General features: G+C 52.4%; 10 protein-coding genes. 6 read left to right on the top strand and 4 right to left on the bottom strand.

What is annotated here, in order from left to right:
- Nucleotides 1–201, bottom strand: a 201-nt coding sequence (locus BXP70_RS30635; RefSeq protein ID WP_317044484.1) for a sugar transferase, incomplete at its 3' end; no start/stop codon positions are given.
- Nucleotides 202–985: 784 nt separating this feature from the next.
- Nucleotides 986–1,387: a hypothetical protein gene (locus tag BXP70_RS23520; protein ID WP_086596574.1), complete on the bottom strand. Its 402-nt coding sequence runs from the start codon at nt 1,385–1,387 to the stop codon at nt 986–988.
- Nucleotides 1,388–1,657: 270 nt separating this feature from the next.
- On the opposite strand from BXP70_RS23520, the gene BXP70_RS30355 reads away from it, so the two are divergent.
- The 6 genes from BXP70_RS30355 to BXP70_RS23490 all read left to right on the top strand — a co-directional run bounded on the left by BXP70_RS30355 (nt 1,658) and on the right by BXP70_RS23490 (nt 7,549).
- Nucleotides 1,658–1,888 (top strand): hypothetical protein, encoded by a 231-nt coding sequence (locus BXP70_RS30355; RefSeq protein WP_086596573.1) that lies wholly within the window; start codon nt 1,658–1,660, stop codon nt 1,886–1,888.
- Nucleotides 1,889–2,101: 213 nt separating this feature from the next.
- Nucleotides 2,102–2,779, top strand: a complete 678-nt coding sequence (locus BXP70_RS23510) for a response regulator (RefSeq protein ID WP_086596572.1) — start codon at nt 2,102–2,104, stop codon at nt 2,777–2,779.
- Nucleotides 2,780–2,913: 134 nt separating this feature from the next.
- Entirely contained in the window at nt 2,914–4,317 is a 1,404-nt protein-coding gene (locus tag BXP70_RS23505) for a sensor histidine kinase (protein WP_086596571.1), read from the top strand.
- Between the two features lie 479 nt (nt 4,318–4,796).
- Nucleotides 4,797–5,531, top strand: a complete 735-nt coding sequence (locus tag BXP70_RS23500) for a carbonic anhydrase (RefSeq protein WP_086596570.1) — start codon at nt 4,797–4,799, stop codon at nt 5,529–5,531.
- 169 nt (nt 5,532–5,700) lie between these two features.
- Nucleotides 5,701–6,645: an NAD(P)-dependent alcohol dehydrogenase gene (locus BXP70_RS23495; protein ID WP_086596569.1), complete on the top strand. Its 945-nt coding sequence runs from the start codon at nt 5,701–5,703 to the stop codon at nt 6,643–6,645.
- Between the two features lie 532 nt (nt 6,646–7,177).
- Nucleotides 7,178–7,549, top strand: coding sequence for an SPW repeat domain-containing protein (locus tag BXP70_RS23490; RefSeq protein WP_086596568.1), 372 nt, complete (start codon nt 7,178–7,180; stop codon nt 7,547–7,549).
- Nucleotides 7,550–7,653: 104 nt separating this feature from the next.
- On the opposite strand, the gene BXP70_RS23485 is transcribed toward BXP70_RS23490, so the two are convergent.
- Both BXP70_RS23485 and BXP70_RS23480 read right to left on the bottom strand, forming a co-directional pair.
- Nucleotides 7,654–8,769, bottom strand: a complete 1,116-nt coding sequence (locus tag BXP70_RS23485) for an NAD(P)-dependent alcohol dehydrogenase (protein ID WP_086596567.1) — start codon at nt 8,767–8,769, stop codon at nt 7,654–7,656.
- 252 nt (nt 8,770–9,021) lie between these two features.
- Nucleotides 9,022–9,852 (bottom strand): DUF1206 domain-containing protein, encoded by an 831-nt coding sequence (locus BXP70_RS23480; RefSeq protein WP_086596566.1) that lies wholly within the window; start codon nt 9,850–9,852, stop codon nt 9,022–9,024.
- Between the last annotated feature and the right edge of the window lie 92 nt (nt 9,853–9,944).

Below are 9,944 nucleotides of genomic sequence, written 5' to 3'. Positions count from 1 at the left end.
TGTGCGCAGCTGCTTAAAGAAGACCGGACCTCTCGAATCGATTTTAATAATTAATGCAATCAGCGGCACAAGCCAACTGAGCAGAAAAAGCAGGACTAAAGAAGCAAAAACTATGTCAAAAGCCCGCTTGAGAAAAGAAGGCTGAGCTACGGTCGCATTGATCCTTGAAGTGACGGAAGGGAGAGAGAAAATGTGTTCCATGCTTACCAGATACGTTATATTTTTTATAAACATAGTGTAATCACATTATATAAACAAAAATTTGTGCAAGAAATTATTTTTAAAAACCTATTCGGTGAATTGCAATACGCGGTTATATCCTTGTGTTTAAGGAGTATAGAGGCCATCTTTTATACCTCTACTATTTTCTATTTGACTGGCTAAGCGGGCGTTATGCCAAACTGAAAATCAATGTTTGGGGGCTATCTGACAATGCTTCTGCGGGTCGTTAGCAGAGGAAGGGAGAGCTTGTCCTTAGCTAGAGAGCTAAGCGCTTAAAGAAGCGATAAAAAAGCCCCAATCACTGATTGGGGCTTTTCGAAAACATACCAGCAGAAAACGTACTGTTACCTGCGGCAAATACATACGCAATGAAGTAGTTAGCTGGATTTACCAAGCGCGAATAATTGTGCTTTTTGCCCTTCATAGGTCTCTGGGTGGCGTTCAAATCCTATATACGCATAGCCTAATTACATACAGACAGCGCGAAAAAGCGGTCCAACGCTCTGACAAGGAGATAGAGCAGGCAGAAAAGCCGTATCTCGCTCTTTGAGCAAAATTCGTAGTTGGAAATATCCTATTATTTCGCTTTGACTTTATAGGCTTTTTTTTAGGGTAGCTGATCAGTAGATGAGAGGCGGAAGGATGACGTATCCGACCAACCTCACTCTGCTACAAAGAGTACTCAATAACCGATCCAGGAAGTACTCTATATAATCTATGCCATGTACTATTCTTGCCCTAGTCAGGTAGCACAAAGTGGACCCTATTGGCTTTGCTTCAACCACGCATAAGCAGTAGCCAGTTCTTCGAACATAATCACGATGGGGTTGGTGACGAACTGCAAGCTAGCATCGATAGCGTGCCGGTCGGACCACTGGGGCGAGTAGATCCAGGCTACGTACCGAACACCTTTTTGGGCAATGCACTTAAAGAAGTCATGACCTAGCCACTGCGCCGCCGTTTCCCAACTGCTTGTTACTTGGCTGCTGTCATTTAAGATTTTCTTGCACTCCCAGGCTTGCAGGCAGCGTACGATCAGTTCAAAGCCAGCGAATACGGACGTTTCATCGTGTTCGCCTTTCCACTCGACATATAGCCAATTGTTGGGACCATCATAAGAAACGGTGAGAGAAGGGGTATCAACTAATTTGCGAAAAGTCGGCATTTTATATAACGAACGGTGCGCTTCGTACCAAGCTTATGGCTAGCCTTTATGGGTCAGTCATGCGTCTGGCGTTACTTGTGAGGAAAGACAGATGAAAAGAAGAAAATCAGATACTACCAGTAGTCTGAGCTAGCTTCGCTACCTAGGTAGCGTAGTGATACACAGCCAAAACGGTACATAAAAAATACTCATCGAGAATTAAGGTAGCATCTTTGAAAATTGGACTTAGGAATAATAACTTTGTAGGAATACCTGTTAAGATCACAGCCCATGTCAGAGAATGAGGTAAATCTTCGCGCGGCACTATACAAAGGCAACCCAGCACAAGCGGGGCGCTGGCTGTCGGAATTTGTGCAGGAGCAATACACCTCGCTCAAATTTACCGTCAAGCAGCAAGCAGCACTTGTCGCTATATGTCAAACGGTCGTGATGAGTAATCAGTTTCTTACTCCTGCTGAATTGCTACAGCAAGTTTCTTGCTGCATAGGCTACATCAGCTAGTTGCTGAAGATATACAGGTAACTGACTGTTAGTCAGTGGATAATGTAGATTTGATAGGCGGGAAATTTCGAGCCTTTGACCTAGCTACGTAGTCAGCAGAATCGACTAATCAGGAGTTATAGACTAGGCGGCCCGGCTTAGTCCTGTATCTTGGGGCCCGTAACCGCAACGGACAGCAGTAGTCTGTTGCACTTATCCTTGCCCTTCCTCCCGATGAAGATTCTGCTGGTTGAAGATGAACCCAAAGTAGCCGCCTTTTTGCACCAAGGCCTCACGGAGCAGCAGTATGCTGTGGACCTAGCCCCCGATGGCTTGGTCGGCTTGCGCATGGCGCTGGCCAGTCCCTACGACCTCCTGATTCTTGATACGCTGTTGCCTAGTCTCAGCGGGCTCGAAGTGTGCCGGCAAGTGCGAGCCCAAAATCCTGCCGTTCCGATTCTGATGCTCACGGCCCTCGGCGAAACGGACGACAAGATTCGGGGCCTCGATGCTGGCGCCGACGACTATTTGGTTAAACCATTTGCTTTTCAGGAACTATTGGCGCGCATTCGGGCCCTCGCTCGGCGGCGTCAAGAAGGGCCGGCCGCGGGGGCAGTGCTGCGCCTAGCCGACCTAACCCTGGATCCGGCGCGCAAGTTGGTGCAGCGGGCAGGGCAAGCCATTCAGCTGACGGCGCGCGAGTTTGCGTTGCTGGAATACTTGCTGCGCAACCAAGGCAGGGTGATTTCGCGGGTTGATATCTTGGAACACGTCTGGGAAACGTCCTTCGACACGGGTTCCAACGTTATCGACGTGTACATCAACTTTTTGCGCAAAAAAGTCGACAAAGATTTTTCTCCCAAGCTCATTCACACGCTAGTGGGCATGGGCTACGTGATGAAAGAAGACTGAGGATCGCTGAATGCTAAGGGCCGAGTGTTGAGTTGCCACGGGAAGGAAGAGCGTGAAGCAACCCACACCACTCAACCATTTGGCATCCCTAGCCACTCACCATTCAACATTTGCCCCTCACTCCTTCGAAATAGATGACCATTCGCACACGCTTGGCCTTGCAGTTTGCCGCTATTCTGGCCGTCACGCTGGTGCTGTTTACGGTGGTCATTTACTTTTTCTCGTATTACTCCTGGCGGCAGTACTTCACCGAAAGTCTGTTTGCGCGGGCGCGGATTGTGGCGCACGTGTACTTAGACGGAACCAACCGGGCCGACGAGGAAAGTCGTGCCTCGTACCGACGTTACCTCCGCCAGTTTTACCGCACGCTGCCCGAGGAAGAAGTATACGTGTATAATGCGGCCAACGAAATCGTATTTCGTGAAGGCCAGGAGACGGAAATGGCAGTGCCCGCCGAGCTGCTAAGCGCCGTGCGGCAGACGGGCAGAGAAGTAGTGCTAGGTTCTAACTACCGGCAAACGGTAGGGCTCCTCTACCGCGATGCGCGCCGCGGCGACTTTGTGGTGGTGGCCTCCTCACTGGATACCACGACCCGGGAGCAATTGCGACAGGAGCGCCAGATTCTGGCCGCCGGGCTGTTCGGCTCCTTTCTGATTGTGGGGCTGGGAAGTTGGTTTTTTGCCGGGCAAGCCTTGCGGCCCATGAAACGCATTGTGCAGGAGGTCGACAACATCCGGGCGTCGGATCTGCACCAGCGTCTTTCGCAGGCCGACGGCCAAGACGAGGTGTCGCACCTAGCCCAGCGCTTCAACAGCTTGCTCGACCGGCTTGAAACAGCTTTTGCCGGGCAGCGCACTTTCGTGCGCGACGCCTCGCACGAGCTGCGCACGCCCATCACGGCGGTTATTGGACAGTTGGAAGTTGCGCTGATGCAGCAGCGTACGCCCGAAGAGTATCGGCGCGTGTTGCAGAGCACCCTGGATGCGGCGCGCCTGTTGAAAGATCTGACCAACGGCCTGTTGCAGATTGCAAAAGTGTCCGACGACCCCTCACAGGTACCGTTCACGCTAGTCCGCCTCGACGAGCTGCTGCTGCAAGCACACGAAGAAATGCAGCGCCGCCAGCCCACCTGCCGCATCGACTTGGATTTCAGTGAAGCGCCCGCTTATGGCGCTACCATTCCCTTTAGCGTGCACGGCAACGAAGCGCTGTTGCTGGCGGCGGTGCTTAATATCTTGGAGAATGCCTGTAAGTTCTCAGCCGAGGCCCAAGAACCTATTGTGGCGGTGCTGGCGACGGATGGGCACACGGTAAGCCTGGAAGTACGCGACCAAGGAGTGGGCATGAGCGAAGCCGACCGGCAACAGGTCTTCGTACCTTTCTTTCGGGCGGCAACGGTGCGCAACGTGCCAGGGCACGGCATTGGGCTACCGCTCACGGCCAAAATCATGGAGCTGCACGGCGGCACCATAACCGTGGCGAGCGAGCTAGGGCAAGGCACCCAGGTGCGGCTGGAGCTTCCGGCCAAGTTAAGCTAGGGTGTTATTTAGCCGTCAGCTGCTAAGATATGGCAGCCAACTGACGGGATAGCAAGCCAGTTTTTAGATAATTACTTAATCAGCGAAAAAGACTTTCGATGTTAGAAGCATTGAAATGAAAATTATATTGCTTTAAAAATCAGTAAGTTATTGTTTTTAATTTCCTTTTAACACTCTTTTAATTCGGTCTTAACAACACTGCCGTAAAATTGTATCATCTCGTACTAACCAGCCATATTATCAAATGGCGGCAGTTGGTACAACAACCGATTTGTTCTTAAAGCTGATCTGTTGTTGTGGAAGTCGCATCGTTTGTTGCGACCACCCAGGGGTAATAGTTTGGCGCTGAATGAGCTGAAGCAAACGATGCTTTGTCTCTTCCGAGCCACAGGGGACCTAGCTGGCATTTGCGAACTAAGTTATCTGCACAGGTTACTTATTCTGTGAAATCAACCTCCCCAACATCATAATTTCCGACAATGCAAGAGATTCTGGCTAATAACCGTAAGTGGATACAAGAAAAGTTAGCTACCGATCCGGATTATTTTAATCGGTTAGCGACTGGTCAAAAGCCTCGTTATCTGTTTATTGGCTGTTCCGACTCGCGTGTGCCGGCTAGCGCTATTACGGGTACCGGACCCGGCGAAATGTTTGTGCACCGTAACATCGCCAACCTGGTAGTGCACTCCGACATGAACTTGCTGAGTGTGCTGCAGTACGCGGTGGAGGTGCTAGGTGTGCAAGATATTATGGTGGTGGGCCACTACGGTTGTGGCGGCGTGGCAGCGGCAGCATCCGACAAGCAGTACGGCCTGATCGACAATTGGCTGACGAACATCCGCGACGTGATCCGGCTGCACGAAACAGAATACCTGCGCATTCACGACGAGAGTGCACGCTTGCGGCGACTAGTAGAGTTGAACGTAATCGAGCAGGTGCGTAACCTAGCCAAGACTAATATCATTCAGAACGCGCGCAAAGGTGACAACCCGCCGCGCTTGCACGGGCTGGTGTATGATGTGCGTGACGGTCTGCTGAAAGACTTGCGCGTGGAAGATGACCTCGACGAGTATGCGCACATCTACGCTACAAGTGCGAAGCCTTTGGGTGACACGACACCGTTGCCCGTTGTTCCGGTAGAGGAGCAGGCCAATACGCTACATGTCGAAGAAAATGAAAAAGAAGACAGCAACACAATGCGTCGAGTGAGCTAGCTATTATCAGTACCACGCTGGCCTAGACTGAGGGGAAAGGGCTGGCGTGTTAAAACCACCGAATGCATTAGGCTTCGGTGGTTTTTTTATGCCTAAGTTTTTCGACTGAAGAAGGCAACGGGCCTACCAAGGGCGCGTATGGTTGGGTTTACTTAGTGTACCCAAGCTGATGAAAGCAATTTATTATGAGGGCTACGGCGAACCTGACGTGCTGCGGTACGGCGACCAGCCCGACCCAGACCTGAAGCCCGATTACATTTTGGTGCGCGTGCGAGCCAGCAGCGTTAACCCCGTCGATTGGAAAATTCGGCAAGGACACTTGCTACCGGTATCGGGGTTGAGTTTCCCCAAGATTCCGGGGCGCGACATGGCTGGTGACGTCGTGAGTATCGGGCCGGAGGTAACGCGCTTTCAAGTGGGCGACCGGGTGTTTGCCATGCTCAACGACGGGCTAGGTGGCGCGAATGCTGAGCTCGCTTCGGTGTCGGAGAAAGTGGCCGCGCCTATTCCCGCCAACCTCGACTACCAACAAGCGGCGGCCGTGCCGCTGGCGGCTTACACGGCCCTGCAAGCCTTGCGCGACAAAGGAGAATTGCAACCCGGTGAGAAGGTGCTCATTAATGGCGCTTCTAGCGGCGTCGGCTCTTTTGCCGTGCAGATTGCCAAAGTTCTCGGAGCCAGTGAAGTTACGGCGGTGGTTGGCCCTGATAACGTAGCACTTGCCAAGGAGCTAGGTGCCGACCAAGTAATCAACTACAAAGAGCACGATTTCACCGCTGATAAAGACCGCTACGACCTGATTTTTGATGCGGTAGCCACGAACTCGTATTCTGCCAGCAAGGACAGTTTGCGGGAGAAAGGGCGCTACGTAACAACGGTGCCAAACCCCAAAGACGTCGTGAGCGGGCCCATTTCGGTGTTCACCGATAAGAAGATGAAGCCGGTATGGGCCGAAGCAAATGGCATCGACCTAGCATTGCTGGGCGAATGGCTGGAAGCCGGGAAGGTAAAGCCACTGATCGACCGAACCTTTCCGTTGGCCGAAACGGCCGAAGCACACCGCTACAGCGAAGAAGGCCATGCCGTAGGAAAAATTGTGCTGGTCGTGGAGTAACTGCGCCTGCCAATCAAGTTCATTGCCTAAAAAGCCTCGTACATCTAACACGAGGCTTTTTTAGGCAATGAACTTGATTGCGCTACGGCTTCGCGCGGTGGGCTGGCCTCGGATGAGTAGCAGCTAGCTTATGCGAATGCTTCGCAACGGGCCTGACGCCGTCGACTTCAACGCCGGGCAGCAGAATGGAATAAGCGGGGACAAGCTTTGCATTGACGGGGTGGCTTGGGCCGGCCCACGCAGGAACCGTGGCCAAAGCCAGAGCGACAACCGGAAGAAGGAGCTTCTTCATGATAAATAAGGAATGGTTGAACGATGGCTCAAACCTAGGGGCGCTTGCGTGAGCAATACATGAATGCTTGAATACTTCGGTCAAAATACCTAGCTCCGAACGTGCCCTAACAAACACCTACAAAATCCGCTAAGCGCTACCGTAGTAGCAAGAAGGTCATAAAGTTGTTGCCAACTCGACAATACCTTTTCCAAAAAGCTTGACGTACTGCTTGTATTCATCATCCCACTTTCTTGTAGTATGGAAAAGCCTATTTCGCGGCAGTTGCATGGCGTTGCCGATTTGAGTTACATACCCATGGTCCTGGCTTTGCCAAAGCTAGCCGGCTTCGAAGACGAAAAGAACGCCGTTATGATGACGCGCGTGCTAGCTGGTAACGTTCTAACCGTTGGCTTATTTACGCGGGCTGAATGGGGCGTATTCAAGAAGATACCTTTTAAAACCCACCTCATCTTGGATATAGCTGCCGGCGTGCTAGCCGCTAGTGCTCCTTGGTTGCTAGGTTTCTCCAAAAACAAAGCTGCGCGCAACGCCTTCTTGGCGATTGGGGCGGTGGAGATTTCGGCTGGGTTGCTTTCTCAGCCAGAGGAAATGCCGAAATACCGAGATTAACGTATCGGGTTGCTACGCAACGCTATACATACAATGGCCTTGCCGCGGTTCTTTCCTGAACTGCAGCAAGGCCGTTGTATGTACCTAGCTAGGTGCTAGCGCGCTTAAGCTTCTTCGTCCTTCAATGACTGCATGTCGATGACGTGGCGGTAGCGCACTTCCTTGTCAAGCAGGTCGTCGAAGGCTTTGTTGATGTCTTGCATCTGGATCATCTGCACTTCGGGCAGGATGTTATGCTCGGCGCAGAAGTCCAGCACTTCCTGGGTTTCGGCAATACTGCCAATAATGGAGCCCGCCACCGAACGACGGTACGTGGCCATATCCATATTATTGAGCGGCTTCTTGTATTCGCCTAGCAAGCCAACGGCCACGATAGTGCCGTCGAGATTGAGCAGCGACACGTAATCGGAAATGTCGTAAGCGTCGGGGATGGTGTTGAGGATGAAGTCGAACGTTGCTTCGTGCTGCTTCATCGCCGCAGCGTCGGTTGATATAATGACCTCGTGCGCGCCGAAGGCCTCAGCATCAGCTACTTTATCCTTAGAAGTTGTAAGCACCGTTACGTTAGCACCCAAGGCTTTAGCTAGCTTCACGGCCATGTGACCTAGGCCACCGAGCCCCACGATGCCTACTTGGTCGCCCGCTTTCACATTCCAGTGCTTCATGGGCGAGTAGGTCGTAACACCCGCGCACAGAATAGGCGCGGCTGCTTTGATATCAAGACCCTCCGGGATGCGCAGCACAAACGACTCCTTCACAGTAATGTTGGTCGAGTAGCCGCCAAAGGTGTTGGCGCCGCTGCCGTCTGGCTTCATGGGTCCGTTGTAAGTGGCCGTCCAACTCACGGGGCCTTGGCAATAGTTTTCCTCGCCGTGCTTACACGGCTGGCACTCGCCGCACGAGTCAACCATACAGCCCACGCCTACAAGATCACCAACCTTGAACTTGGTTACGGCGCTACCAATTTGCGAGATCCGACCAACGATTTCGTGACCGGGTACGCAGGGATATACTGTGTTTTTCCAGTCGTTTTTCACCTGGTGCACATCGGAGTGACACACGCCGCAGTACAGAATATCAATGTGAACTTCGTCGCCCTGGGGTAGGCGGCGCTCAATCTCCATGCGCTTCAGGCCGTTGAAGATGGAGTTGGTGGCGCCATAAGCAGGCGTTTTGATAGTTTCGACCGTCGTAGTTGCTTCGGAAGTGGTGGTATCCATAAAAGGTTGGTTTTGGTAGTGAGAGGGACATCTTCTGTCTGGAATAAGACAGAAGCACAGAACGCTACGCGTGTTTACGGCTGCGCCTCACAGGTAGTTAATAGAGCTGTGGAGCCTTAAAACCTAGCTTATTATTGTCGTCCATCTCAACCACCTGTATTACCTTTTCAACGGCTAAAAACAGGTCTCTATCTTAAAGGCAGAGTGCTTAGGCTGCGAAAATTCCCCTGATTATGCACACCATAGCCTAGGTCAAACTCGTCGCAGAATTGGAAATCGGGCCTGAATAAACATGTAGAGTCCGTAGACGACCAGCCCCAGCGCAACCGCGCCGAGTGCTTCTGGGCTCATGGCTTGCAGCGCCTTGAAGCAACCCTCTGTGTCGCGTATTTCATTGATGTTGGCATGCTGAGCAGCCCTAAAGCAGAAATAGCCCATGATGAGCAGCACCACGCCACGGGCACTATAGCCTACCTGCCCCATGCGGTGCACGAGCAACCGTTGGGCGTGCGTAAATGGACTGACCTGTACATCGGTGTCGAACTTGCCCGACCAAGCGCGGTAGAGTTGGACGACACCAGCGCCCAGCACAATCAACCCAACCAGCGCCAGCAGTACCTGCCCATAATCGTGGTGCAGCACGCTCCGCAGTGTTGACTGGCTGGTGTTGTCACTGGGCGGAAGGTGGCCATGCCAGGCAATTTTGGCCGTGTAAAAAGCGAGGGCTGCGTGCAGTAATCCGCTAAATACATAGAAGCCGCGGACGGCCAAACCTTTCACAGCGGAACCTTGGTTTTCCGTATCGAGCAGCGCTTGGGCAAAGCGCCACGCCACGTAACCCAGCAGGCCACCTGCAGTGAGCCATAGCAAAACCTGGCCTAGGGGCATGTGCTGAATGGCTTGAAATGCCTCCTGCTGACTTGGTGCGTCGCTGCTACGCAGGCCGAGCGCCGCCATAGTGGCGAGCACACCCAGTACCAAATACACGAACCCCAGAGAGGCAAAGCCAACCCGTGCCCACACTTTGAGGCTGGCCGCAGGCGAAGGCAAAATAGCTGGTATAGAGGAGGTCGTGAATTCCATTACAATAGAAAGAATCGGGTTCTTACGTAAGCGGAACCTAGCTAGGTTACAGCATCATAATCAGGTGCTCGCAAAATTCCGTCGTCACCATA

Source organism: Hymenobacter crusticola (assembly GCF_002154225.1).
Lineage (GTDB): Bacteria > Bacteroidota > Bacteroidia > Cytophagales > Hymenobacteraceae > Hymenobacter > Hymenobacter crusticola.
This window is presented reverse-complemented; position numbering and strand designations above follow the sequence as displayed.